Genomic DNA, 25,172 nt, shown 5'->3' with positions numbered 1-25,172 from the left:
ATGAGCGCCCGCGCGCGCCGCCTCCTCACCGCGCTCGCCGCCGCGGTCGTCGCGTCGTCGGCGATCACCGCGTGCGGTTCGGGCGCCGGTTCGGACGGCACCATCCGATTCGCGCTCGACTGGTCCCCGAACACCAACCACACGGGATTGTTCGTGGCGCAGCAGCGCGGCTGGTTCGAGGAGGCCGGACTCGACGTCGAGATCCTGCCGTACAACAACACCGCCGTGGACACCATCGTGGACGCGGGCAACGCCGAGTTCGGGATCAGCACCCACAACTCGTCGACCTTCTCGCGGGCATCGGGCGCGCACACCATCTCCGTGTTCGCGCCGCTGCAGAAGTGGGCCACCGGCATCGGTGTCCGCGCCGACCGCCGCGACATCACGAGCCCGAAGGACCTCGACGGGAAGACATACGCCGGTTTCGGCGACCCGGGCGAGGAGAAGACCCTCGAGCAGGTGATCCGAAACGACGGCGGCACCGGCGAGTTCACCTCGGTGACCCTCGGTACCTCGGCATACGAGGCCGTCTACTCCGGTCAGGCCGACTTCACCGTCTCCTATCTCGCGTGGGAGGGCATCGAGGCCGAACATCGCGGAACCCCGATGAGGTACTTCCACTACACCGACTTCGGATTCCCGGAGGCATACGCGATCGTCGTCGACGCCAACGAGGACTGGCTGGCCGACAACCCGGACCGGGCGGCGGCCTTCGTGACGGCGCTGCAGCGCGGTTACCAGGCGGCGGCCGACGACCCGGACGCGGCGGCCCGCGACCTCCTCGCCGCCAACCCCGGTGCGTTCAACGACGAGCAGCTGGTGTTCGAGAGCCAGCGCATGCTCGCCGGTCAGTACATGAAGGACGCCGACGGCCAGGTCGGGCGACAGACGCTCGACCAGTGGGCCGGGAACTCCGGGTTCCTGTACCGCAGCGGTCTGCTGACCGGCCCGGACGGGGCGCCGCTCACGACCGAGCCGGACTGGTCGACGTACTTCACCAATGACTACCTCGACACCCCTCGGTAGCACCGGCCTGCGTCGCATCGCGCCCGCGCTCGTCGCGGTGGTCGTCCTGGTGGCGGTCTGGCAGGTCTACGTCGACGTCAGCGGAATCCGGCCGCAGGTGCTGCCGTCGCCGTCGCGCGTCGTCGCGCAGGGTTGGTCGCACCGCGCGGAGATCGGGGTGCACGCCGCGGCGACGCTGCAGGTGACCCTGATCGGGTTCACGGTCTCGTTGGTCCTGGCCTGGCTGCTGGCCATCGTCGTCGACTTCTCGCCGGCGCTGCGACGGGCGTTCGTGCCGTTGTTCGTCGCCTCCCAGACCCTGCCGATCATCGCGATCGCACCGCTGATGATCATCTGGTTCGGCTTCGGCCTACTCCCGAAGGTGCTGGTCATCGCCCTGGTCACGTTCTTTCCGGTGGCGATCGGCCTGATCGAGGGATTCGCCGCCACCGACCGCGAGGCCGGCGCACTGATGCGCAGCATGGGAGCCACCCGCCGCCAGGTCTTCCGGTACGTGCGGCTCCCGTCCGCGCTACCGCGGTTCTTCACCGCGCTGCGGATCGGCATCACCTATGCGGTGGTGGGCGCCGTCTTCGCCGAGTACGTGGGCGCCAGACAGGGTCTCGGCATCTACATGAGCCTGCAGAAGAACTCGTTCCGCACCGACCTGGTGCTCGCGGCGGTGCTGGTGACCGCGCTCCTGAGCGTCACGCTGTACCTGCTCACCTTCGCCGTCGAGCGGGTCGTCGCGCCCTGGGCCCGCGCCGAGGACCGGAACCACCATGACTGACCACCGGCTCGTCCCGGACCATCGACTTGTCGTCGACCGGCTCACCAAGTCCTATCCCCGACCCGGACGCGGACAACCTCGCCGGGAGGTCCTCGACGGGGTGTCGTTCACCGCCGAGCCCGGCGAGTTCGTCTCCGTCATCGGGCCCAGCGGATGTGGCAAGAGCACCGTCTTCGGCCTGCTGGCCGGACTCGACGTCCCCGATTCCGGCAGCGCGTCCGTCGGCTCCGAACCCGCCGTCGCCGGACACTGCGCGTACATGCCGCAGAAGGACCTGCTGTTCCCGTGGCGCACCGTGCTGGACAACACCATCCTCGGCCTCCAGGTGCAGGGCGTGCCGACGAACGAGGCCCGACGCCGGGCCGCGGACCTGTTCCCCGCCTTCGGACTCGCCGGATTCGAGGACGCGCGCCCGTTCCAGCTGTCCGGCGGGATGCGACAGCGCGCCGCACTGCTGCGCACCGTCGTCCAGAATCGCGACCTCGTGCTGCTCGACGAGCCGTTCGGCGCCCTCGACTCACTCACCCGGACCGAGATGCAGACGTGGTTGCAGTCGGTGTGGCAGCGCTACCGGTGGACCGTGCTGATGATCACCCACGACGTCCGCGAGGCCGTCCACCTCTCGGACCGCGTGATCGTGCTGTCCGCCCGCCCGGCCACCGTTGTCCACGAGGTGCGTGTCGACCTCCCGCGCCCGCGCGATCCGGCGGGGCTCACCGCGCCCGAGTTCGTCGCCCTCGAGCGAGAGCTGCTCGAGGTGCTCCACGACGAGTCGCGTCGTGCCCTCGCCGAGCAGGCACAGCGTCGGACGCCCCGGTAGACTCCCGCGGCCGCCCACTGTCGCTGATCGCCATGACATACCCTGTCGGACATGGCTGATTCATCCTTCGACGTGGTGAGCAAGGTCGACCGGCAAGAGGTCGACAACGCCCTGAACCAGGCTGCCAAGGAGTTGTCGCAACGGTACGACTTCCGCGGCACCAACACCGGCATCGAGTGGTCCGGCGAGGAGAACATCGTGATCACCTCGGACGCCGAGGAGCGCGCGCAGGCGGGCCTCGAGGTGTTCAAGGAGAAGCTGATCCGACGCGACATCTCCCTCAAGGCCTTCGACGCCGGCGAGGTCGTCGGCTCGGGCAAGACCTTCAAGATCACCGGCTCACTGGTGCAGGGCATCGACTCCGAGCACGCCAAGAAGATCTCCAAGAAGATCCGCGACGAGGGGCCGAAGGGCGTCAAGGCGCAGATCCAGGGCGACGAGCTGCGCGTGTCGAGCAAGAAGCGCGACGATCTGCAGGCCGTCATCTCGCTGCTCAAGGGCGAGGACTTCGGCATCGCCCTGCAGTTCGTCAACTACCGCTGACCCGCCCGGTCGGTGGGTCGGCGGCACCGAACCCCGGCCGTCGGAAACCCAGACGGGCGCTGCGTCGTTTGACCGGATGAGGCGCCTGCACTCCGCCGCCGGCACCGGGTTCGCCCGGGCCGCCCGCGGAGCCCGAGACCCACGGCGCCGGACAGACGAGGACCCGATGCATTTCAACGGATTGAAGACGGCGGCTCTGCTGGGTCTGATGTCGGCGATCATCGTCGGCATCGGCGCTCTGTTCCAGAGCCCGCTGATCCTGTGGGGATCGGTGATCGTCGCCGTCGGCATGAACGCCTACGTCTACTTCAACAGCGCCAAGATGTCGCTGAAGGCGATGCACGCGCAACCGGTCACCGAACTGCAGGCACCGGTCATGTACCGGATCGTGCGTGAGCTGGCGACCACGGCACACCAGCCGATGCCCGCCCTCTACATCTCCCCCACCGAGTCGCCCAACGCGTTTGCGACCGGCCGCAACCCGAAGAACGCCGCGGTGTGTTGCACCACCGGCATCCTGCACCTGCTCGACGAGCGCGAGCTGCGCGCCGTGCTGGGCCACGAGCTGTCCCACGTGTACAACCGCGACATCCTCATCAGCTCGATCGCCGGCGCGATGGCGGCGGTGATCAGCGGCCTGGCCAACTTCGCGATGTTCATGGGCGCGTTCGGCGGGCGGGACAACGCGCCGAACCCGCTGGCGATGCTGCTCATCGCGTTGCTGGGACCGATCGCGGCCACCCTGGTGAAGCTGGCCGTCTCCCGCTCACGCGAGTTCCAGGCCGATCAGTCCGGGGCCGAACTCACCGGGGATCCGCTCGCACTCGCATCAGCGCTGGCGAAGATCTCCGGCGGGGTGCAGGCCGCGCCGCTGCCGCCGCAGCCCGACATCGCGGCCCAGTCGCACATGATGATCGAGAGCCCGTTCCGCGCGACCGACCGGATGGCCAAGATGTTCGCCACCCACCCGCCGACCGCGGAACGTATCCGCCGCCTGCAGGAGATGGCCCGCGACGGTCGCTGAGCCGGCTGAGCAGAGATCCTGCCGGTCGACCCCTCAGCCCACGCGTTCGATCGTGTAATCCACCAGCGACGCCAGTGCCCGGTGGGCGGGCGACTCGGGCAGCTCGGCCAGCATCGCGTGCGCCTCGTCGGCGAACTCCTGCAATTTCGCCCGGGCGGCGGTCATACCCGCCGACGAACCGAGCAGTTCGATCGCCTCGGCGACCTCGGCGTCGTCGGTGAGCGGCCGGGCGGCGCCGTCGGCGGCCACCAGGAGTTCGCGCAACCGGGCCGACGTCGCGTCGTCGCCCGTGAGCGCGTAGAGGACCGGCAGCGTGTGGACGCCTTCGCGAAGGTCGGTGCCCGGGGTCTTGCCCGACTCCACCGACACCGAGCTGATGTCGATGATGTCGTCGGACACCTGGAAGGCGACTCCCACGATGTCGCCGATGCGGGAGAGCCGCTCGATGTCGTCGGGCTCGGCCCCGGAGGCCATCGCGCCGAAGCGGGCGGCGGCGGCGATCAGCGAGCCGGTCTTCTCCCAGACGACCTGCAGGTAGTGCTCGATGGGGTCGGCGCCGGGTTTGACCCCGACCGTCTCCCGCATCTGGCCGGTGACGAGTTCGGCGAACGTCTCGGCGATGATGCGCACCGCCTCGGGGCCCAGCGTCGAGACGAGTCGCGAGGCGCGCGCGAACAGGAAGTCTCCGGACAGGATGGCCACGCTGTTCGTCCAGCGCGCGTTGGCACTCGCCGCACCGCGGCGCATCGCGGCCTCGTCCATCACGTCGTCGTGATAGAGCGTGGCGAGGTGGATCATCTCCACCACCGTCGCCGAGGTGATGACATCGTCGGAATCCGGGCGCGGACCGAACTGGGCGGCCAGGATCGCGAACATGGGCCGGAACCGTTTGCCCCCGGCCTTCGCGAGGTGGGTCGCCGCCTCGGTCATGACCTCGTCACCCGACGAGAGTTCGGCGAGCAACAGATTCTCGACCCGCTGCAGCGACGAGCGCACCGTATCGGCGAACTCATCCGACACCAGGTCAACCCCGGCGAATGTGGACTTCACGGAAACGCGGCCCCATCTCGTCTGATCCGGCAACTACTCGACGGCGGACACGCGGCTGCCGCGTAGACCCCACCTGCTGCGAGCCTAGCCCGTCGGGGGTCCGGACATACTGGTCGGGTGAGCACGGACACGACGCCTCCTTTCCCCGATTCCGCCGATGTCCTCGTCGTCGGCGCCGGACCGGGTGGATCGGCGGCGGCCGCCCATGCCGTCGCCGCCGGCCGGGATGTGGTCCTCGCCGACGCCGCGGTGTTCCCGCGCGACAAGACGTGTGGCGACGGCCTCACGCCGCGGGCCGTCGCCGAACTCGACGCGCTGGGGCTCGGCGCACTCCTCGACGACCGTCCGCGCATCGACGGACTCCTGCTCAACGGCTGGGGCGCACGCCAGCAGGTCCGGTGGCCCTCGGGCCGGTTCCCCGCCTACGGCAGCGCGGTGGCGCGCACCGAGTTCGACGACGCCATCCGTACGCATGCGGTGTCGGTGGGAGCGCGAATGATCGAGGGCGCCAAGGCCATCGGCGTCGAGATGGACGGTGACCGGGTGGGCGCGGTGACCTTCGCGACCCCGGCGGGCACACACACGATGCGGGTCACCGACCTCGTCGTCGCCGACGGCGTCCGTTCGGGAATCGGCAAATCGCTGGGGCGGCAATGGCATCGGGACACCGCCTACGGAGTCGCCGCCCGGGCGTACGCACCGTCGGCGCGCGCCGACTCGCACTGGATGGGGTCGCACCTCGAACTCCGGGGACCCGACGACGCACTGCTGCCCGGGTACGGCTGGGTCTTCCCCCTCGGGTCGGCCGGGGGCGGCCAGGTCAACGTCGGCGTCGGGGCGCTCGCGACGTCGAAACGTCCGGCGCACATGGCACTTCGACCGATCCTCGAGCACTACGCCGCGATGGTGCGCGACGAGTGGGCTCTCGACGGCCCACCCGTCCGGATCACGTCCGCCCTGCTGCCCATGGGTGGTGCGGTGTCCGGTGTCGCGGGTCGCAACTGGATGCTGATCGGCGACGCCGCCGCGTGCGTCAATCCGCTCAATGGCGAGGGCATCGACTACGCCCTGGAGACCGCCCGGCTCGCCGTCGAACTCCTCGGCACGGACGACTACACCGACCGGTGGCGCGATGTGCTGGTGGAGCACTACGGGCTCGCCTTCTCCGCCGCCCGCCGTCTCGCCGGCCTGCTCACCATGCCCAAGACCGTCCCCACCCTGGGCCGGCCCGGCATCCGGTCGCCGCAACTGATGTCCATGGTGGTGCGGGTCATGGGCAACCTGATCACCGCCGAGGATGCCGACCTCGTGGCCCGGGCCTGGCGCACCGCCGGGCGGGTCTCCCGGCAGGTCGACCCGCGCCCGCCCTTCTCGTGAGAGGGGCCGCCGGGCCGCCAACCCGGTGGCGCTTTGAGACGATCGGGCTGTAGTGTTCCAACACGTGTGGCCGCGGCCACAGCTGTGACAGAATCAGGCCACCCGCCGACCCAGGAGATGGAAGATGTCCGCCGCATCCACTCTCGCCACCCGAGCCAAGCACGCCGCCCAGAACCGCCTGGCACAGCGCTACCACCTGCGCGGCGAGATCGACCGCATGGATGCCGTCGGTGACCCGACCGCGATCGCCCGCGCCCTGGGCACGCAGGAATTCCCGTGGGGCATCACGCAGGCGTTGAGCTTCGCCCTGTTCCGGACCTACGCGGTGCCGTCGATCGGCGACCTCCTGTACAAGACCAGCCAATTCACCGAGTCGACGCAGAAGCGCTACGACGACACGGTCCTGCTGCTCGACGCCCCGATCGAGCACGGGGTCGACAGCCCGGCCGGACGGGCCGGCATCCGGCGCATCAACCAGATGCACGGCATGTACGACATCCCCAACTGCGACTTCCTCTACGTGCTGGCCACTTTCGTCGTCTGCCCGGTCGAGTGGGTCAACTCCTATGAGTGGCGCTCACTGACCAACCACGAGATCCTCGGCCTCACCAACTACTACCGCCGGCTCGGCCAGTTGATGGGCATCAAGGACATCCCCGAGACCTACGACGACTTCAAGACGTTCTACGACGAGTACGAGACCGCCCACTTCGCCTTCAGTCCCGACTCCCTGGCCGTCGCCGACGCCACCCTCGACCTGCTCGGCACGTTCATGCCGTACAAGCTGCTGCCGCGGGCGGTGGTGCGTCGGATGTCGTTCGCGCTCATGGACGATCGGCTGCTCGCGGCGTTCAAGTATCCGAAACCGACCGCGGTCGAACGGGTCCTGGTGCGCGGCGGGCTCAAGGCTCGCGGGCTCGCGATCCGCCTCTTCGCGTCACCCCGCACCGAACCGCTCTTCGGTCGCCAGACGAAGCAGGTTCGCAGCTACCCCGGCGGTTTCCGCATCGACGACCTCGGCACCTTCGCGCCCGGGTGCCCGGTGTCGCACGACGAGACCCCGCGGGCCGCGAACCACTAGGCCCGCGCCGAGTGGATCGCGGCGATCCCACCGGTCATGTTCTCCCACCGCACCCCGGTGAACCCGGCGTCGCGGATGAGGTCGCCCAGCGCGAACTGGTCCGGCCACGCCCGGATCGACTCGGCGAGATACACATACGCGGCCGGGCTGCTCGAGACCTTCGTCGCGACCGCGGGCAGCGCCTTCATCAGGTACTCCATGTACACCGTGCGGAACGGCTTCAGCGTCGGCGTCGAGAACTCGCAGATCACCAGTCGTCCGCCGGGCTTGAGTACCCGGCGGAGCTCGGCGAGCGCCGTCGAGACGTCGTTGACGTTGCGCAGACCGAAGGAGATGGTGGCGGCGTCGAACGAATCGTCGGCGAACGGGAGCGACAGAGCGTCGGCGGCGACCTTCGGCACGTCCCGATGCGCACCGGCCTTGAGCATGCCGAGCGAGAAGTCCGCGGCGATGCAGTGCGCCCCCGAGGAGGCGAGTTCGACGGTCGACACCGCGGTGCCCGCCGCGAGGTCGAGGACGACGTCGCCCGGACGCAGGTCGAGTGCCCTACGGGTCTTCTTGCGCCAGCCGCGATCCCGGCCGAACGACAGGACCGTGTTGGTGAGGTCGTAGCGGCGTGCGACGCCGTCGAACATGGCCGCGACCTCGGCCGGGTCCTTCTCCAGGCTCGCCCGGCCCACACTCCGGCCCAGACCCGCTCGTTCCGGTGGTGTCGCGCCCGTCGATGACATGCTGATCACGCTACCGGTCGTTCGGGCCAGGACCGCCGTGAGGTGCGTCGCCTCGCCGGGCGGTCGGCCGCCACCTCAGGCGGGCCGCCCCACCTCGGTGACGACTCCGCGGCCCGTCACGCGCGCGTAGTGGCCGACGAGCTCCGCGCACACCGACGGCCAGGTGCGCGCACGCACGGCCTGTACCGCGGCTCGGCCGAACGCCGCCCGGACCGACTCGTCGTGCAGGGATTCGACGATCGCGGGCAGCTCCGCGGCGAAGCGTCCGACCTCCAGCAGATATCCGGTCCGGAACGCCGACACCAGGTCGCGGGGGCCGCCCGCGTCGGGACCGATCACGGGCAGACCGCTGGCCATCGCCTCCTGGATGGCCTGACAGAACGTCTCGTGTTCGCCGGCGTGCACGAAGACGTCGAAGCTCGCGTACGCGCGGGCCAGCGCCTCCCCGCGCAGTTCACCGGTGAACACCGCATCCGGCATCGCGCGCTGGAGCCGGTCCCGCTCGGGGCCGTCCCCGACGATCACCAGCTGCACGCGCGGGTTCCCCGACAGTCCGGCCAGGCGCTCGACGTGCTTCTCCGGCGCGAGCCGACCCACGAACCCGACCACCAGTGCGTCGCGGGCGGCACCCAGCCAGTCCGCGCGCAGCCCCGCGTCGCGCTTGTCCGGCGAGAACAGTCCGACGTCGACGCCGCGACCCCAGCGGGCGAGTCGCGGTACGCCGTGGGCGGCGAGGACCTCCAGCGTCGCGGTCGACGGCGCGAGGGTGAGGTCGCACATCTCGTGCAACCGGCGTGTGTAGCGCCAGGCCAGCTTCTCCACCGCGCCCAGCCGATAGGCCGCCGCAAACCCGGCGACGTCGGTCTGGAACACGGCGACCACGGGCACGCCGAGCGCCCGGGCGGCGACTGCGCCCGCGGCACCCACCACGAACGGTGACGCCAGGTGGACGACATCCGGTTCGAAGTCGCGCAGGGTGCGGTACAGCAGCGGCGACGGCACGCCCACCGGGAGCGAGGTCACCCGCGGCACCTGCACCGCGGGCAGCAGGTGCACCGGGGTCCGGCGGCCGACCATCCGCGGCCCGCCCGGCACGCCGCGCGGGGTGTCGGGTGCGATGACGACGGCGGTGTGGCCGGTGGACTCGAGATGGTCGACAACCCGGAGGACGGAATTGACCACCCCGTTCATCTGGGGCAGGAAGCTCTCGGCGACGATCGCGACGCGCATGATCGCGATCGTCCCCCGCAGAATTGACCGGACCGCACGGCGCACGTGTCGGCCCACCCAATTCAGGATGAACGGTGCGTTGCCCCGGCCACCGGGCACAGTGGAGGGGTGGCCGACACCCACCTCCTGCTGCTGAGCCGCTGGCTCACCCCAGTCCCGCAGTTCCTCGCCCCGTTGACCGGGCCGGGCTGCCGCATCGGTTACGTCCCCACCGCGTCGTCGATCTATCCCGATCACGCCTGGCTCGACCTCGAGCGGGACACCCTTCGGCAGCAGGGTTTCGAGGTGACCGACCTCGATCCGGAGCTGACCGGGTCAGCCGTCTTCACCCGGGAGCTCGCCGGGGTCGACGCGGTGTTCGTCGCCGGCGGCAACACCTTCCATCTGCTCGGGGCGCTGCGGCTGGCGGGTGCCGACCGCACCCTCGTCGACGCGGTCCGCGCCGGCCTCCCCTACATCGGGGTCAGCGCGGGCGCCGCGGTCGTCGGCCCCGACATCGCTCCCCTGTCGTTGCTCGACGATCCCGCCGAGGCCGCACCCCTGACCTCGACCGCGGGCCTCGGACTGATCGACACCACGGTGATCCCGCACGCGGAGGGCACCGTCGGGGGTCGCGGACCGATCGAGGCGACGAGGCAACGGTTCGGCGCCGAGCACCGGCTGCACTTCCTGACCGACGCCGAGGCGATCGTCGTCGCCGGCGGAGACCTCAGGGTGATCCCGGGCTGACCGTCTCGTCCCGGTCGGCCGCGGCCGGGTCCCGGTCTGCCGCGTCGCTGCCGGAGTCCTCGGCGTCGGAGTCCTCGGCGACAGCATCGTCGGCGGTGCCGCGGCGGGCCCAGCGGCGACTGGACTCCGCGACCCCGACCATCAGCAGGCCGATCACGAGCCACGCTCCGACCATCACCGACAGGGCGGGGATGATCGACAGCACCGCGGTGCGGCCGGTCGGGCGGGCGAGATCCGGGTTGTAGACCGCGTAGTCGACGCTGATGCGCTGTCCCTCGCTCAGCTCGGTCGGATACAGCAGCCCGAAGCGGGGACTGTGGAACGAGCCGTCGGGTGTCTGGAAATTCACCGCGGCGTGCAGGCTGTCCACGGACACGACCTCGGCCATCACGGTCGCCTTGCTGGCCTCGATCGTCGCATCGTTCTTGAAACAACTGGCGATGAGTGTCATCGCCATGAAGGTGATCGTCACGCCGACGACGAGCAGGCCGAGCTGCACGCGTCGCTGGATCACCGGATTCATGCCGTTCAGACTAGCGGGCACCGATCCGCCGGTGGCCGGACCGACCGGTCGCGCACCGCCGGGACGCACCGACAGCCCTACCTCAGTCGCGCTGCGATCGCCGCGTGCACGGATCGCAGCCGTTCGCGGTCGGTGGCGACCTCGACGACCTCGATCCCGCCGGGAGCAGGATCCTCGGCGAGCACCGCGCCGAGCTCACCGACCCCGACCCGACGATGCGGGATGTGGAAACCCGCGCACATCGACGCGATGTCGGTCCGATGCGGGGTCCCGAAGACCCGCTCGTAGGCCCCGGCGTACAGCCCGGTGTTGTAGCGCGGGTCGCCCTGTTCGAGCAGACCGAAGATCCCGCCGCCGTCGTCGTTGGCGACCACGATCCGCAGCGACGACGGGCGCGGCTCGCCCGGGCCGATGACCAGACCGGTCGCGTCGTGCACGAAGGTCAGGTCGCCCATCAGGGCGATGGTCCGCGCGCCGGCCTGATCCCGGTCACGTGCCATGGCGGCACCGATCGCCGTCGAATTGGTCCCGTCGATACCCGCGACCCCGCGGTTCGAGAGGACCCGCACCCCGTCGGTGATCCGGCCGGCCAGGGCGATGTCCCGGATGGGGTTGCTGGCGCCGACGACGAGTTGGTCGCCGGCGGCCATGGCGTCGCTGACCGCCCGTGCGACGTGGAGCCCGGTGGCCGGGCCCGGCTCGTCGAGTTCGGCGGTGACGGCGAAGGCCGCCCGCTCCTGTACCGCCGCGCATTCCTTGAGCCAGTCTTCGCGCGGCTCGCCGACGACCTCGATACGGGTGCCGGTCGCGTAGACGTTGCCGGAGACGTCGGGCCAGCGCGGACCGGTGGTCAGCGCGTAGACGCGGACCTCGGGGTCGGCGAGCAGGCGGGACACCCCGCGGTGCAGCGTCGGCCGACCGCAGATGATCGCCTGCTGGGGCCGGACGGAGTTCAGGCCCAGCGGATGCAGCGGCGTCACCGGCCGCGGTGCCGTCGGTTCGGCGACCGTGGGGATCCCGGCAAGGCCCGGATGGACACCCGACCCGTGCCCCGACACGACCACGGTGTCCAGGGACAGGTCGATCGGCAGCGGGACGTCGAGCTTGCCGACGGGCGCCTGCGTCCAGGGCAGTCCGCCGGGCCGGCCGGAGAACGAGCCAAGGTCGTTCGACGGGTCGGGGCCGGCGAGTTCGTCCGGGTCCGGGACCAGCGGTTCGCGCAGCGGGATGTCGAACTGAACGGGTCCGGCGTTGCCGGTACGCGCGCCCCGGGCGGCGGCGAGCACGCGACCGACCGCCGAGCGCCACTGGCTGTTGGTGTCGAGATCCTGTTCGGCGAGGCCGAGACTGATCGCCGCGCGCACCTGGGTCCCGAAGATGCCGAACTGTTCGACGGTCTGGTTGGCGCCGGAACCGAGCAGCTCGTACGGCCGGTTGGCGCTGACGACGACCAGGGGCACCCGCGCATAGTTGGCCTCGAAGACCGCCGGTCCCATGTTCGCCACGGCGGTGCCGCTGGTCATCACGATGGGCACGGGCTGCCCCGACGACACCGCGAGCCCGAGTGCCAGATAGCCCGCCGAGCGCTCGTCGATCCGCACATGCAGACGCAATCGCCCGGCGGCGTCGGCGGCGTGGAGGGCGAAGGCGAGCGGCGCGTTGCGCGACCCCGGACACAGCACGGCCTCGCGGACACCGCCGCGGATCATCTCGTCGACGATGACCCGGGCCTGCAGTGTGGACGGGTTGGGCCCGGGGGCGTTCTGGGCCGGTCGGTTCATCCCACAAGCCTAGTGCTCTCCCGAGTCCCCACATCGCGGCGGGGAGCGGCGTTACCCTCGTCACGTGGGATTTTACGACGATCGAGTCCTGCCGCACCTCATCGAGCGCACCTGCGGCATGGCGGCGTTGACCCCGCTGCGGGCGCGGGCCTGCGCGTCGTTGTCCGGCCGGATGATCGAGATCGGCTTCGGCTCGGGCCTCAACGTCGGCGTCTACCCGGCCGGGCTCACCGAGGTCGCGGCCGTCGAGCCGTCAACCGTCGGATGGTCGATGGCCGCCGATCGCGTCGCCACCTCCCCCGTGCCCATCGAACGTGCCGGACTCGACGGCCAACGACTGCCGTTCGACGACGACTCCTTCGACGCCGCGCTCACCACCTTCACCCTGTGCACCATCCCCGACCACCAGGCGGCGCTCGCCGAACTCCGCCGCGTGCTGCGTCCGGACGGACAACTCGGATTCCTCGAACACGGGTCCGCCCCCGACGCCCGCGTCCGACGGTGGCAGCGCCGACTCGAACCGATCCAGAAACGCGTCGCAGGCGGCTGCCATCTCACCCGCGACGTGCGCGCCGAGCTCACTGCCGCCGGCTTCGCACTCGGGCCGTTCGATGCGTTCTATCAGCCCGGCGTACCGAAACCGTTCGGCGCGCTGACCGTCGGGACCGCCCGGCCGGTCTGAGGCCCGTGGGCCTACTGTGGAGCCAGTGCGTCGCTGGACAGTGCTGGTACTCCTCACCGCGGTCGCGACGCTCGTTCTGGAGCTCCTCGAGGTCGACGCCGCCGCCCTGTTCGCGGGGCTCGTGGTCGCGGGTGCTCTCGCGATCGCCGGCCGCGCGCCCGGCCGGACGAACACCGACGCCGACGAATCCGACGACCCGATCGTCCCGCGATGGGCGTTCGTGGCGTCGCAGGGTGTCCTCGGCGTCTTCATCGGCACGATGGCCGAGCCCGAGACCGTCGGCGGACTCGGGTCGTCGTGGTTCCCGGTGCTCGTCATCGGCCTGGGGACACTGGTCATCTCGATCGCCTGCGGCGCCCTGCTCGGGCTGCACCGAGACGTCGACTCCCTGACCGGCTCGCCTCGCGCTCGTCGCGGGCGGCGCGTCCGGGCTGGTGGCGCTGACCCGCGAGTTCGGCGGCGACGAACGGATGGTCGCGGTCATCCAGTACCTGCGCGTCGCGCTGGTCACCGTCACCATCCCGGTGGTCGCCTCGCTCGTGTTCGGTGCCGAAAACGGAGCCGCCGCACCGGGACCCGACACGTGGTCGGCGGAGACGCTGCAGAATCAGGCCTGGGGACTGCTGCTGCTGGCGGTGTGCCTGGGCGTCGGGATCCCGCTCGGCCGGTTGCTGCGCATGCCCGCAGCCGGTCTGCTGGGTCCGCTGGCGCTGGCCACCGCGGCCGAACTGACCGGGATCGCCGGTTCCGCCGAGGTGTCCCCCGCACTGCTCGCGGTCGCCTACGCGGTGATCGGCTGGCAGGCGGGCCTCGGATTCACGATGCCGCGGTTGCGTGCGATCGGCCGTGTCCTGCCGCTGGCGCTGGTGTTGATCCTCGTCATCGGCGCCGGCTGCGCCCTGCTGGGGGTCGTGCTGTCCGCGTGGACCGGCGAGTCGATGTTCGACTGCTATCTCGCGACCACTCCGGGCGGGATCTACGCCGTCCTCGCCGCCGCCACCGGGGCGGGCGGGAACGTCGCGTTCGTCGTGGCCGCCCAGATCCTGCGCGTCCTGCTCATGCTGTTCGTGGCGCCCTTCGCCGCGCCCCTCGCCGCTCGGCGGGCGTCGTGACCGTCTCGCCCGACTCGACGGTTACGTGTGACCCCGGTCCCACGTAAGGTCGGGAAGATGAGCGGGGAATCGAACACCGACACGACATCATCCACCTCCCACGGCCGCGAATTCGACGTCGTGGTCTACGGCGCCAGCGGCTTCGTCGGCGAACTCACGGCACGGTATCTGGCCGACCACGCGCCGATCGGTACGAAGATCGCGCTGGCGGGCCGCAACGAGTCGAAGCTGACCGACGCCCGCAAGCGGCTGCCGTTGCGCGCACACGACTGGCCGCTGATCATCGCCGACGCGGAATCACCCGCGGCGCTCGACGCGATGGTCGCGCGCACCCAGGTCGTCTGCACCACCGTCGGCCCCTACCTCAAGTACGGCGAGGCCCTCATCGTGGCGGCGGCCACCGCCGGAACCGACTACGTCGACCTCACCGGCGAGGTGCCGTTCGTGCGGTACGCGATCGACAAGGTCCACGACGTCGCCGCCGCCTCGGGGGCACGCATCGTGCCCTCCTGCGGCTTCGACTCCGTGCCCTCCGACATCACCACCTACGCGCTGCACCGCAAGGTCTCCGACGACGCCGCCGGCGAGATGACCGACACGACCCTCGTCGTCGCGTCGTTCCGCGGCGGGATCTCCGGCGGAACGATCGACTCGATGCGGGTCATCGCCGAGGAGGCCCGCAACGCCCAGTCCCGGCGGCTCATGCTCAACCCGCAGGCCCTCTCGGGCGGCCCCGGCGAGGTCCCGCGGGTCAGCCTGTCCGACGAACCGAGCGACCTGTCCATCATCAACGCCAAGAAGGTCGATCCGTCGCTGCGCGGCACCCTCGCGCCCTTCTTCATGGCCGCCCACAACACCCGGATCGTGCGGCGCTCGAATGCGTTGCTGGACAACGCTTACGGCAAGGACTTCCACTACGCTGAGACGATGAGCGTCGGCGGCGTCCCCGCGGTGTCGACCCTGATCGCCGGCGCCGTCGCGGTCGGTACCGGCGCGTTCATGGGAGCGATGAGTTTCGGCCCCACGCGACGTGTCCTCGACCGCGTGTTGCCGAAGCCCGGTGACGGACCCAGCGAAAAGGCCCGCGAGAACGGTTATTTCGTGGTCGACACGTTCACGCGGACCACCACCGGACGACGCTACAAGGCCCGGATGCGCGCCCAGGGCGATCCCGGTTACAAGGCCACCGCAGTGATGCTCGCCGAGAGCGCGCTGGCACTGGCCCTCGACCGCGACCACCTGCCCAAGCGGGCCGGAGTGCTGACGACTGCCGTGGCGATGGGCGACGCTCTCATCGACCGTCTCCGCAACGCCGGGTTCAGCATCGACGCCACCGAGCTCACCGACTGACCTGACCCGACCCCGCCCGATCGCGTCGTTCGACCCTCCGGCAGCCACGCCGGCGCAGACCGGACCCACTCCGGCACAGTCGAACTCGCGGTCGGGCGGCGTCGTCTTCGGGCCCCGGAAAAATCTGGCACTCTCACCTCCAGAGTGCTAGACGAGTGCCGGATCCGGTGCTATCTTCGTTGGCAGTACAGCGATGAACTGCTCGTCTAACGGGTGGCGAGCAGCCTTGAGAATCAGGAGGTGAACTGCTGTGCTTCGTTTCGATCCCTTTTCCGACATGGATGCCTGGACCCGAGGCATGATGACCGGTTCAGCGGCCGGAACTGCCCGCACTCCCCGCTTCATGCCCCTGGACCTGTACAAGGTCGAGGACCACTACCTGCTCATCGCCGATCTGCCCGGCGCCGATCCCGGTTCCATCGACGTCAGCGTCGACAACGGGGTCCTCACCCTCTCCGCCCAGCGGAGCACGCCGTCCGACGAGGGCGTGCAGTGGCTGACGAGCGAACGATTCTCCGGAACCTACCGCCGCCAACTGACTCTCGGCGACGCCATCGACAGCGCGGCCATCTCGGCGCGCTACGACAACGGCGTTCTCACCGTGACCATCCCGGTCGCCGAGAAGGCCAAGCCGCGGCGGATCGAGGTGGAGTCGGCCGGCCGACCACAGGCGATCGAGACCAGTACGGTCACATGAATTGATCGTTTGGAGCCGCAACACATTTGAGGAAACAGCCGCATGTCGAAGGGGGGTGCCATCGACGACGAATCATCCCGCTCCCTAGTCCGAACAAACCGCAGAACCGTTGGTCTGTCGGGTAAAGCGGTGCCGTCTCTCTCTGCTCCCTGAGGTGCGAGGAGCGATAGCGACAGCCTTTCGCTCCCTGAGGTGCGAGGAGCGATAGCGACGAGCCTCGAAGGGCCTGGCAAGAAATGTTCACCACGCCCTTCGAGGCTCGCTTCGCTCGCACCTCAGGGAGCAGGATCGGCCACGCTTCGCACCCCAGGGAGCAATACGCTGCGCCACAACGAAATCGGGCACCTAGCCTTCGCTACCGGTCAGACCCGAACAGTTCGACGAGCGGCGCCGGGCGGCCGAACAGGAAGCCCTGGGCGTAGTCGAACCCGAACTCCTCGAGCATCGGGAGCAACGCCTCGGATTCGATCCCCTCGGCGACCATCTTCACCCCGGTGGCGGCGGCCATCTCACCGATCGCGCGGACGACGGCGCGGTCGGGCGAGCTGTCGGCCAGTTGCGCGATGAGCGTCCGATCGACCTTCAGGACGTCGACCGGGAGATCGCGGACGTAGCGCAGGGCCGAGAACCCGGCCCCCAGGTCGTCGATGCAGATGGTGCAGCCGAGCTCGTGGAGCGCGTCGATCGCCCGCGACGCGGAGGTGTCGACCCGGATCGCCTGGTCCTCCCGCACCTCGACCCAGACCCTCGACGGCTCGACACCGTGACCGTCGATCAGGCCGTGGACGTACGAGACGAGCCCGTCGTCCCACAACTGCTGCCCGGACAGGTTGAGGGAGACGAACGTGCTCGGCCCGACGTTCCGGGTGATCTCCCCCGACAGGTCCCGGATGGCCTCGCCGATGGCATGCCGTCCGATGGGGGCGAGCAGCGAGATTCCCTCGGCCACAGACAGGAACGCGTCCGGAGCCAGCACGCCGGACTCGGTGTGCCACCGGAGCAGCGACTCGTACCCGACGACCCGCCGGTCGGGTACCGCGACGATCGGCTGATAGAAGACCGAGAAGTCGCGCTCGACCGATCTGGTGAGCCAACCCGCGAGGTCGACCTCGGCCCGGATGTGGCGCAGCATCGTCCGCGATGCGAATGCGACGGCGGTGCGGCTGCTCAGCGCGATGCACAGGGCGGCATCGGCGTGGCGGACCAGATCGTCCTCGGACTCGGCGGCGAGGTGCACATCGCCGACGGCGACGCCCATGCAGACGTCGAGGAACCAGCTGCGTTCCCCGTCGCTCACGGTGTGCGCACCGAGTTTGGTACGGGCCGCCTCGATCAGTGCGTTGCGTCCGCTCTCGTCGTCACCGGCGCCGGTCCACGGAAGGTGGATGAGCCAGTAGAAGTCCGATCGCCGCTGGAAACGCGCCCGCGGACTGATGGGCATCAGCACCTGTTCGATGAAGCGCTCGGCGGCCGCGGCCGACGTCTCGTAGCCATAGGCGACCACGGCTCGGTGGTACGGGTCGACCGACACCGCGATCACCGAGGTGCCGAACGTCAACACGACGTCATCCGCTGGTCCGATCCCCCCAGGGCGACGCCGGGGGCGCCGCAGTTCTCCATCGCGGAGATACTACTCAGCCGGTCCGCTTCCGGGAAGGAGGACGAGGCGCCACCGCTGGCGGACCAGGACCGGCCGTCATGACCGTTCTCACAAATGCCCGCCGCGACGGTTCGACGAAACCGTGTGCAATTTTCGTGGGCCCGGGTCGAGACATCGATTTCTTTTGACAGATGTTCACAAAATCTGAGACCGACGCGGCCGGCGATTCGCCACTATTCTCGGCAGCGCTGCTAACGATTCCGCGAGGTGCGGCAAAACTGCTGGTAAGGTGCTTTCATTGCCTATGCGTAGGACACGAAAGATTACGCGGTTTCCGCCAATGCAGTCGCAGTGGCATTAATGCGAATCTCGGCGAACAAGCGGCTGTCCCCACAGCCGCCGACGGAAAGCGGTCGTGGTAGATGTCGTTGATCAGGAGGGTGCTCCGGCGCTACGACGCCCGGTCGATGGCGACACTGATCAGCACCGGCGGTGTCATCCCGCTGCCGGTCATCAGCGTGCTCGCGCCCGAGACGCTGTACCCGGGCGGCATGCCCATCCTGCTCACCATCTGGTCGTTCATCGCGGTCGTCTTCGCGGTGACGGCCATCCGCGCCCGGCTGACCGACCTCGAGTTCGCGTTCCTGGGCGGGTTGGGGATCGTGGGCATCTGCGGCACCTCGATGATCCTGGCCTCGCCACGATCGTCGACGCTCGTCCTCGCCATCGTCGCGGTCATCCCGGCGATCGGCGCGATCTCGGCGACCACCCGACTCATCCTGTCCCATCTGGCGCTGGCGGTCGTCTGTGCGGCAACCGTCCTCGCGGTGACGACGCCCTCGCTGCCGGAGTACCTGATCAGCTTCGGCGCGATGCTCGGCCTGATCGTGGTGCCGGTCTTCCTGGTCGTCGCGTTGCGCAAGTCGATGGAGGCCGTGCTCGATCAGCAGACCCGCCTGGTCGGGATCGACCCGCTGACCGGCCTGCTGAACCGGCGCGGCTTCCTGATCCGCGCATCGCAGCTCCTCTCGGCCGCACGGTCGTCCACCGGTTGGATCGGCATCCTGCTGCTCGACGTCGACCATTTCAAGAAGATCAACGACCAGTACGGCCACCTCGCCGGTGACGGCGTGCTGCTGGCGGCATCGGCCGCGATCCGCGAGCACGCCCCCGTGGGTTCGGAGGTGTGCCGCTACGGCGGCGAGGAGTTCCTCATGTTCCACGTCGTCCACGACGCGGACGAACTGTGGCTCAGCGCCGAACGCCTACGGGCCGCCGTCGCCGCGGCAGCGCCGGTCACCATCAGCGTCGGCGGCGTCTGCGCGCCGCTGCGCGTCGCCGGCGACCCGCTGGTCTCCGGCCGTTTCGACACCGCCTATTCGACCGACGACGTGATCGGCAACCTCCTGGGCCAGGCCGACGCCTGCGTGTATCAGGCCAAGGAGAACGGCCGGGACACCACGGTCATCAAATCCATCGACGCAGTGACCTGGAACGACGGCGCGCCGAGCGCACATGCCGCCGACGCCGAGCGGACGGTGTCTCCGCCGTCGGCGAGCCTGTACGAGGTCTTCTACCGACGCCCGGCCGACTTCGTCGACATCGACAGCCGGACCAGCGGGCGCTGAGCCGTCGCGGCCTGGAGTGCGTCGGCCTCCCGGCGCATCCGACGCCAGGTCTCCGGGCTCGTGAGGGTGTCGAGCCGGGCGCGGTCCCACCACATGAGCCGGGTGCGGTACCGGTCGTCCGGGAAGGGGGTTGCGGACACCGACTCGTCGAGGCGTCCACCACCGGATTGCCAACGGCGCAGAACGTGGTCGGCCGCGGTCGCCATCATGGCCTCGACCCCGGACATCTCCATGATGACCAGCCCCAACCGCGACAACTGACCGGCCACCGACCCCGCGATCGCCGATCGCTCGTCCACCCAGGCCGTCTTGACCTCGACGATGCCGTCGTGCAGACGTTCTTCGATGGCGTTGACGAGCTGCACCTGACCGGGCTGACCCGCCCATTCGACGAGCGCGTGCGACTGCGCAGCCGCCTCCAACCGGGGTTGGACCCGTAGTCCGCCGACAACCTTGCCCTCGCTGTCGAGCACCGCGAAGAACATCGCGGTGCCCTCGCCGCCGGCGACCTCGTCGTACTCGAGTGCGGCCGCGCACCCGTGGCGGTGGTACGACGCGTCCGCGCCGGCGAGGTACTCACGCCACAGTTCGGGCTCCGACCGCGGGCTCGCCACGACCACCGAGTACTCCGCCCCGGTTTCGGGTGCGATCGATCGCAACATCCCGGTGCGAACCTGATCATTGGTGACTGACATCTTATTCATCGCAGTATTGCCTTCCAGGAATTAGTAAATTTAGAGAACGAGATCTCCCCCGACCCCGCGTGTAATGCTGCCACAAGGCCACATTTATGCACTCCCACAAGCGCAGTTCTTTGTGCCCGACCGTCGCTTTGACGGTTGGCGTCGTGCAATCCCGTGCGACACCATGGGCTTATGCACACGCCGCCGGATGCCGCCGCCACCCTCTACTTCCCGGACGAACTACCCGCCGCGTTGACCGCGGAGCCGTCCCTCACTGTGTCCGACATCACGGCCGGCGCCGCCCGCGCGCTCGATGAACTCCTCCCGCCCGCCGAGCCCGCTCTCCGGGACGAGACACCTCGTTACGCGCACTTTCCCTGGCGTAACGCCCTCGTCAAGATCCCCGGTCCGCGCACGTTCCGACGCCTCCGGCTCGACCGCAACCGGCACAAACTGACCGCGTCGCAGCAAGACGCTGCGGGCGAGCTCCGGATCGGTGTCGTCGGTTTGAGTGTGGGACACGCGATATCACTCACGCTCGCACTCGAAGGCCTTACCGGCGAATTACGCCTTGCCGATTTCGACGATCTCGAACTCACGAATATGAATCGAATTCCGGCGACCCTCATGGATATTCACGACAACAAGGCCGTGATCGCCGCTCGACGCATTTCCGAGATCGACCCCTATCTCACCACCGTCGTACATGTGGACGGCATAACAATCGAGAACATCGATGAATTCCTCGACGGCCTGGATCTCGTCGTCGAAGAATGTGATTCCTTCGATGTAAAGGTCCTCGTTCGCCAGAAATGTCGCGAGCGAGGAATTCCGGTTCTCATGGAGACGAGTGACGGTGGAACCCTCGATGTCGAGAGATTCGACCTCGAACCGGATCGGCCCCTTTTCCACGGCCTGGCCGGCGACCTGCGCATCGAAGATCTCGTCGGACTCGACCGCGCGTCGCTCACCCCGCTCGCCGTCCGGGTACTCGAGCCGACGAAGGTGACCGCGCCGATGGCGGCGTCAGCCATCGAGCTCGGGCACACGGTCACCGCCTGGCCGCAGCTCGGCGGCGACGTCCTCCTGGGCGGCGCCACCGTGGCCGCGGCCGTCCGCCGCCTCGTGCAAGGCGAGTCCCTGCCGTCCGGTCGCGTCCGATTCGACCGGGACGCCTGGTTGGACGGCCTCGAGGACCCGATCGACACCCATGCCTCCGCACCCCCAGCACAACCACCGGCCGACGCCGAACCGCTCCGTCCGCAGGTGCAGCCCGCCGTCGCGGCGATGACCGATCGCGAACTCGTCGTGTACGCCGCGAGCCGCGCGCCGTCCGCCGGGAACCAGCAGCCCTGGCAGATCATCGCCGATGACGACGCCGTCACCATTGTCCTGGACCGCAGCCGCACCTCGACCCTCGACGTCGAGCACCGGGCATCCGCGGTGGCGGTCGGCGCCGCCCTGTACAACGCGCAGGTCGCGGCCGTCGCGCGCGGGGTGCTCGACGACATCGAGATCGTCGACACGGCCGACACGCTGGCCGGCCGGGCACGCCTCAAGGGCATCGACACCGGGTCGCGCTCCGCGGACGCGGAGACCGAACTCGACGCATTGCTCGCCCGCGGCACCCGACGTGGAGTCGGGGACGGATCACCGCTGTCGGCCTCCGATCTCGTCCGACTGCACGATGCCGCCACGAGTGATCGGACCCGGTTGGTGGCGCTCGACGACCGCGCGGACATCGACCGATATGCCTCGATCATCGCCCGATCGGATCGCGCCCGGTTCCTGACGCCCGAACTGCATCGGGAGATGTTCGCCGAGCTCACCACCGATCCGGCCGCCGCCGAGGGCATCGACGTCGCCTCGCTCGACCTACCGCCGGCGATGGCGGGGATGCTCGACGTGTTGCGGCGTGCCGATGTCATGGCGTTGCTCGACGAATGGGGTGGCGGTGCCGCGCTCGGTGCCGATGCCGGCGCCCGGGCCGCGTCGTCGTCGGCGATCCTGGTCCTGGTGCAGCAGGGCACGACCCCCGCCGATTACCTCCGCGGTGGGATCGTCGCGCAGCAGCTGTGGGTGGCCGCCGAGCGTCTCGGCTTTGCGGTTCACCCGATGACACCGACGTTCCTCTACGCCGGGGACGACGCGACCGCGCGAACGCTGTCGAGCAATCACGGCGACGAACTGGCCGCCCTGCGCGACGAGATGCTCGAGACGTGGCCCCTCGATGCCGGCGAGGCGCCGACCATCGTGCTGCGCCTGTCGCGCACGGATGCGCCGGTGGAGGTGAGCCGTCGGCTGCCCGTGCGCCCGCCGACGAGTGCTGGTCAGGCCTGACCGGGGTTGAGCTTGATGAACAGGGCATCCATCTCCGCACAGAGGCGGTCGCCGTCGTACAGGGTGCCCTTGATGAAGACCTTGCGCCCCTCGATCCGATCCGCCCAGGCGTGGATTCGCAGCGGCGTGTTCAGCGGTGTGATCGACCGGTATTGCACGGTCAGGTACGCGGTCCGGCTGACATGCTGGATCGCGACCGCCGACGCGAAGCCGCCCACGTCGTCGAAGGCGACCGCGACATGACCGCCGTGCGCGGCGTTGTTCCCGCCGAGGTGGAAATCGCGGAACGTCAGTTCGGCGACGACCCCGTTGTCGTTCACCTCGGTGACCACATACGGCGGCAGGGTGATGTTGCCGCGCGACGGGAGGTCGATGCGGGTCCCCGCCGGTGAGTGCCACTCGTCGATCCGGGAATCGGCGAGCCGGTCGTTGAGCGCCCTCAGTGACTCGATGAGTTCGTCGACGAGCTCGTCGTCGGGACAGGCGTAGCGGGCGTTGTCCATCAGCAGGCGGACCTGCTCACTGAACTCGCCGTAGCGGGGTCCGCCGCGGTCGGTGGTGATGGCCGCATGGGCCCGGAAGCCACCCTCGTGCGGGTCCTCGTCGACGGTCTCGACGGCGCGATCGTTCGCTTCGCTCACCGGCCAACCGTATAAGAGCCGGCGGTGCCGCGCCCTAGCCGGTGTCGGTGTCGGTGTGCCGATCGGTACGACGGCGGTCGGCGAGATCCACACACACCCCGCCCCGGGCCAGCCGGCGCGTGGACTCGGGTATGTAGTCCGGCACGCCACGCGGACCGCGTTCCTTCTCGTCTCGGATCCGGACCGCCCTCCCGACGATCATCGCGACCGCCGCGGACACGACACACCACGCGCCCCCGAGGATCAGAATCCACCCCCATACAGCCATACGGACAGCTAAGCATCCGAAACTGAGATTTCGGTGATGTTCGAGCCGAAGACCGGCCGGCATCCAATGGTTGAATGCAATCCGCGTCGAACCCGTCACGACTTCGTGACCTCTTCCGACCAATCCGCCGCTTGCAGGCGTGCGAAGCGCCCGGTCGCCGCGTCGATAGGCTGACCCCATGAGTGCGACGCCCGACACCCAGGGACCCTCCGGCCAACCCTTCGACCCGGCATCGTGGGCGGTGGTGCCCGGCTTCGACGACCTGACCGACATCACCTATCACCGCCACGTCGGCGAGGGCCGCGAGTTTGGGATCGTGCGCGTCGCATTCGACCGTCCCGAGGTCCGCAACGCCTTCCGCCCGCACACGGTCGACGAGCTGTACCGCGTCCTCGACCATGCGCGGCGGTCACCCGACGTCGGCACGATCCTGCTGACCGGCAACGGCCCGAGCCCCAAGGACGGCGGGTGGGCGTTCTGCAGCGGCGGCGATCAGCGCATCCGCGGGCGTAGCGGTTATCAGTACGCCACGACACACGACGACGACGTCGCTGCGGCCGGCGCCGAGACGGTCGACGCGGCTCGGGTGAAGGCCGAGGGCGGGCGGTTGCACATCCTGGAGGTCCAGCGCCTGATCCGGACGATGCCCAAGGTCGTGATCGCGGTCGTCAACGGCTGGGCGGCCGGCGGCGGGCATTCCCTGCACGTCGTGTGCGACCTGACCCTCGCCTCGGCCGAGCACGCCCGGTTCAAGCAGACCGACGCCGATGTGGGTTCCTTCGACGCCGGTTACGGCAGCGCCTACCTCGCCAAGCAGGTCGGGCAGAAGTTCGCGCGCGAGATCTTCTTCCTCGGGGACGCCTACGACGCCGAGACCATGCACCGGATGGGTGCGGTCAACCGCGTCGCCCCGCACGCCGAGCTGGAGGCCACCGCCATCGACTGGGCGCGCCGGATCAACAGCAAGTCGCCGACGGCCCAGCGCATGCTGAAGTTCGCGTTCAACCTCACCGACGACGGCCTCATGGGCCAGCAGGTGTTCGCCGGTGAGGCGACTCGCCTGGCCTACATGACCGACGAAGCCGTCGAAGGACGTGACGCGTTCCTCGAGAAGCGCGACCCGCGCTGGGACGATTACCCGTACTACTACTGAGCCGGGTGCCCGACAGTGTCGAACGCACAGAGCATTCATTGAGGGCGGGTGACGACCAGCGTCGCTCGTCTGACGTAGATCGACGTTGGATGTGGGCGATCATTCTTCAGCGGGTTCGACCCCGTCGACAACGCAGCTCACGCTCCTCCGGGTTCTCGACCGGAGTCGTGAGTTGGCCACTCGCAGGCGATTCCGGTCGATATTGACACCGCCCTGATCGAACCGGCGGCCAAACCAGGTCCGGTGCGAACGACGCCGCCGAATCGAGCTGAGAGACCACACCCGCCTCGGCGTGCGGCAGTAGTACGCGGTGAACCGTAGGTGCGTCGCGTGG

Annotated in this window: 23 protein-coding genes and 1 pseudogene; 15 read left to right on the top strand and 9 right to left on the bottom strand. The window is 69.3% G+C overall.

Annotated elements, in window-relative coordinates:
* The 5 genes from LEL84_RS20240 to htpX all read left to right on the top strand — a co-directional run bounded on the left by LEL84_RS20240 (position 1) and on the right by htpX (position 4,182).
* Positions 1-1,026, top strand: a complete 1,026-nt coding sequence (locus LEL84_RS20240) for an ABC transporter substrate-binding protein (protein WP_226512612.1) — start codon at positions 1-3, stop codon at positions 1,024-1,026.
* Positions 1,001-1,795, top strand: coding sequence for an ABC transporter permease (locus LEL84_RS20235; RefSeq protein ID WP_226512611.1), 795 nt, complete (start codon positions 1,001-1,003; stop codon positions 1,793-1,795). Before LEL84_RS20240 ends, LEL84_RS20235 begins: the two co-directional genes overlap by 26 nt.
* Entirely contained in the window at positions 1,788-2,615 is an 828-nt protein-coding gene (locus LEL84_RS20230) for an ABC transporter ATP-binding protein (RefSeq protein WP_226512610.1), read from the top strand. Before LEL84_RS20235 ends, LEL84_RS20230 begins: the two co-directional genes overlap by 8 nt.
* Before the next feature lie 51 nt (positions 2,616-2,666).
* Positions 2,667-3,158: a YajQ family cyclic di-GMP-binding protein gene (locus tag LEL84_RS20225; protein WP_058253332.1), complete on the top strand. Its 492-nt coding sequence runs from the start codon at positions 2,667-2,669 to the stop codon at positions 3,156-3,158.
* 166 nt (positions 3,159-3,324) lie between these two features.
* Positions 3,325-4,182: a zinc metalloprotease HtpX gene (htpX, locus tag LEL84_RS20220; protein ID WP_058253356.1), complete on the top strand. Its 858-nt coding sequence runs from the start codon at positions 3,325-3,327 to the stop codon at positions 4,180-4,182.
* A gap of 33 nt (positions 4,183-4,215) precedes the next feature.
* On the opposite strand, the gene LEL84_RS20215 is transcribed toward htpX, so the two are convergent.
* Positions 4,216-5,232 (bottom strand): polyprenyl synthetase family protein, encoded by a 1,017-nt coding sequence (locus tag LEL84_RS20215; RefSeq protein ID WP_226512609.1) that lies wholly within the window; start codon positions 5,230-5,232, stop codon positions 4,216-4,218.
* Between the two features lie 117 nt (positions 5,233-5,349).
* On the opposite strand from LEL84_RS20215, the gene LEL84_RS20210 reads away from it, so the two are divergent.
* Both LEL84_RS20210 and LEL84_RS20205 read left to right on the top strand, forming a co-directional pair.
* Complete coding sequence (locus LEL84_RS20210; protein ID WP_058253334.1) at positions 5,350-6,609, top strand: geranylgeranyl reductase family protein; 1,260 nt, start codon at positions 5,350-5,352, stop codon at positions 6,607-6,609.
* Between the two features lie 124 nt (positions 6,610-6,733).
* A complete protein-coding gene (locus LEL84_RS20205) occupies positions 6,734-7,690 on the top strand; it encodes an oxygenase MpaB family protein (RefSeq protein ID WP_226512608.1) in 957 nt (318 codons plus the stop codon).
* On the opposite strand, the gene LEL84_RS20200 is transcribed toward LEL84_RS20205, so the two are convergent.
* Together LEL84_RS20200 and LEL84_RS20195 are read right to left on the bottom strand one after the other, a co-directional pair.
* Complete coding sequence (locus LEL84_RS20200) at positions 7,687-8,421, bottom strand: demethylmenaquinone methyltransferase (protein ID WP_226512607.1); 735 nt, start codon at positions 8,419-8,421, stop codon at positions 7,687-7,689. The two genes, LEL84_RS20205 and LEL84_RS20200, sit on opposite strands and share 4 nt — an antisense overlap.
* Before the next feature lie 75 nt (positions 8,422-8,496).
* Positions 8,497-9,651, bottom strand: coding sequence for a glycosyltransferase family 4 protein (locus LEL84_RS20195; protein WP_226512606.1), 1,155 nt, complete (start codon positions 9,649-9,651; stop codon positions 8,497-8,499).
* Between the two features lie 108 nt (positions 9,652-9,759).
* Here LEL84_RS20195 and LEL84_RS20190 point away from each other — a divergent pair, with 108 nt between their 5' ends.
* Positions 9,760-10,380: a Type 1 glutamine amidotransferase-like domain-containing protein gene (locus tag LEL84_RS20190; protein WP_137809750.1), complete on the top strand. Its 621-nt coding sequence runs from the start codon at positions 9,760-9,762 to the stop codon at positions 10,378-10,380.
* Here the strand turns inward: LEL84_RS20190 and LEL84_RS20185 are convergent.
* Both LEL84_RS20185 and menD read right to left on the bottom strand, forming a co-directional pair.
* A complete protein-coding gene (locus LEL84_RS20185) occupies positions 10,361-10,903 on the bottom strand; it encodes a hypothetical protein (protein WP_065629240.1) in 543 nt (180 codons plus the stop codon). The genes LEL84_RS20190 and LEL84_RS20185 overlap by 20 nt on opposite strands.
* A 77-nt stretch (positions 10,904-10,980) precedes the next feature.
* Positions 10,981-12,684, bottom strand: coding sequence for a 2-succinyl-5-enolpyruvyl-6-hydroxy-3-cyclohexene-1-carboxylic-acid synthase (menD, locus tag LEL84_RS20180; protein ID WP_226512605.1), 1,704 nt, complete (start codon positions 12,682-12,684; stop codon positions 10,981-10,983).
* A gap of 64 nt (positions 12,685-12,748) precedes the next feature.
* On the opposite strand from menD, the gene LEL84_RS20175 reads away from it, so the two are divergent.
* From LEL84_RS20175 to LEL84_RS20160, 4 genes and pseudogenes are all read left to right on the top strand, one after another.
* Positions 12,749-13,366, top strand: a complete 618-nt coding sequence (locus tag LEL84_RS20175; protein ID WP_065629238.1) for a class I SAM-dependent methyltransferase — start codon at positions 12,749-12,751, stop codon at positions 13,364-13,366.
* Between the two features lie 25 nt (positions 13,367-13,391).
* Positions 13,392-14,478, top strand: a pseudogene (locus LEL84_RS20170) (AbrB family transcriptional regulator).
* 57 nt (positions 14,479-14,535) lie between these two features.
* Complete coding sequence (locus tag LEL84_RS20165) at positions 14,536-15,828, top strand: saccharopine dehydrogenase family protein (RefSeq protein ID WP_058253359.1); 1,293 nt, start codon at positions 14,536-14,538, stop codon at positions 15,826-15,828.
* 250 nt (positions 15,829-16,078) lie between these two features.
* Entirely contained in the window at positions 16,079-16,525 is a 447-nt protein-coding gene (locus LEL84_RS20160) for an Hsp20/alpha crystallin family protein (RefSeq protein WP_058253341.1), read from the top strand.
* Positions 16,526-16,880: 355 nt separating this feature from the next.
* Here LEL84_RS20160 and LEL84_RS20155 read toward each other — a convergent pair whose 3' ends face one another.
* A complete protein-coding gene (locus LEL84_RS20155) occupies positions 16,881-18,086 on the bottom strand; it encodes an EAL domain-containing protein (RefSeq protein WP_226512604.1) in 1,206 nt (401 codons plus the stop codon).
* Between the two features lie 461 nt (positions 18,087-18,547).
* Between LEL84_RS20155 and LEL84_RS20150 the strand changes: the two genes are divergently transcribed.
* The gene (locus LEL84_RS20150) at positions 18,548-19,753 is read left to right on the top strand and encodes a sensor domain-containing diguanylate cyclase (RefSeq protein ID WP_223258822.1); all 1,206 of its coding nucleotides are present in this window, start codon (positions 18,548-18,550) and stop codon (positions 19,751-19,753) included.
* On the opposite strand, the gene LEL84_RS20145 is transcribed toward LEL84_RS20150, so the two are convergent.
* Positions 19,699-20,457: a hypothetical protein gene (locus LEL84_RS20145; RefSeq protein ID WP_068970031.1), complete on the bottom strand. Its 759-nt coding sequence runs from the start codon at positions 20,455-20,457 to the stop codon at positions 19,699-19,701. The genes LEL84_RS20150 and LEL84_RS20145 overlap by 55 nt on opposite strands.
* Before the next feature lie 171 nt (positions 20,458-20,628).
* Between LEL84_RS20145 and LEL84_RS20140 the strand changes: the two genes are divergently transcribed.
* Positions 20,629-22,776: an Rv1355c family protein gene (locus LEL84_RS20140; protein WP_226512603.1), complete on the top strand. Its 2,148-nt coding sequence runs from the start codon at positions 20,629-20,631 to the stop codon at positions 22,774-22,776.
* On the opposite strand, the gene LEL84_RS20135 is transcribed toward LEL84_RS20140, so the two are convergent.
* Together LEL84_RS20135 and LEL84_RS20130 are read right to left on the bottom strand one after the other, a co-directional pair.
* The gene (locus LEL84_RS20135; RefSeq protein ID WP_065629233.1) at positions 22,767-23,417 is read right to left on the bottom strand and encodes a PaaI family thioesterase; all 651 of its coding nucleotides are present in this window, start codon (positions 23,415-23,417) and stop codon (positions 22,767-22,769) included. The genes LEL84_RS20140 and LEL84_RS20135 overlap by 10 nt on opposite strands.
* A 34-nt stretch (positions 23,418-23,451) precedes the next feature.
* Positions 23,452-23,685, bottom strand: coding sequence for a hypothetical protein (locus tag LEL84_RS20130; RefSeq protein WP_175401057.1), 234 nt, complete (start codon positions 23,683-23,685; stop codon positions 23,452-23,454).
* A 178-nt stretch (positions 23,686-23,863) separates the two neighbouring features.
* Between LEL84_RS20130 and LEL84_RS20125 the strand changes: the two genes are divergently transcribed.
* On the top strand, positions 23,864-24,838 hold the full coding sequence (locus LEL84_RS20125) for a 1,4-dihydroxy-2-naphthoyl-CoA synthase (protein ID WP_226512602.1): 975 nt from the start codon (positions 23,864-23,866) through the stop codon (positions 24,836-24,838).
* Positions 24,839-25,172: the final 334 nt, after the last annotated feature.

This window comes from Gordonia sp. WA4-43, from assembly GCF_020520305.1.
Taxonomy (GTDB): Bacteria; Actinomycetota; Actinomycetes; order Mycobacteriales; family Mycobacteriaceae; genus Gordonia; species Gordonia hongkongensis.
Note: the sequence above shows the minus strand (reverse complement) of the source record. Positions and strands in the feature narration are given on the sequence as shown.